Below are 626 nucleotides of genomic sequence, written 5' to 3'. Positions count from 1 at the left end.
TCGTTGAGGCGTAAAACATAGAGGCCGTCGCGCGGCGTGGTTTGTCCGTGATTGATGAGGATGGTGTCGCCATCATTCAGCACGCCTTCCATCGAGTCGCCTTTGACTGAGATAACGGAAAGGTTTTTGATGTCGCGCGTTACATAATTTTCAATCCAATAACGTCGGAACGCCATGGCGAACATGGGCTGTTCGTCGCCGACGAGCTGACCGTGTCCGGCCGCGGCCTGGATGTCGTAACGTGGCACAAAGACAAATTCGTCTATATCGACTGGGTTGCCCAGTGTGTCGGTTGCCGTGGCTTTTGGGGCTTCGGAATCGGGGAAGGGGGAACCTTCGCCTGTCAAAAGCCAGTCTATGCTACAGCCTTTAAGTTGTTTGATTTTTTTTAGCGTTTCCGATTTCGGCAGGCCGCCTTCGTTCCAGATACGGCTGAATCCGGCGATGGTCATATCAATATCGGCGGCAATTTTGGCTTGGCGGGCTTCATCTTTCCATAAGAAAGCCAGGCGGTCTTTAAAGGTATCCATGTTTATGCCTTTATGGAGGTATGTTTTTTATATGGTTTGGACGATTTGAGTGTATTTTACCTTAGTTTTTATAAAATTGTAAGAAAAAAATTACTC

The 626-nt window shown here is 48.2% G+C and carries 1 protein-coding gene; it reads right to left on the bottom strand.

The window, feature by feature from the left end; translation table 11 throughout:
- The coding region (locus ACTHUE_RS19800) for a S24 family peptidase (RefSeq protein ID WP_440424255.1) at positions 1 to 530 on the bottom strand (530 nt) is incomplete at its 3' end.
- Positions 531 to 626: the final 96 nt, after the last annotated feature.

It is taken from the genome of Neisseria sp. P0021.S005 (assembly GCF_051956955.1).
The sequence above is the reverse complement of the archived record's forward strand: the minus strand, read 5'-3'. Positions and strand labels throughout refer to the sequence as shown.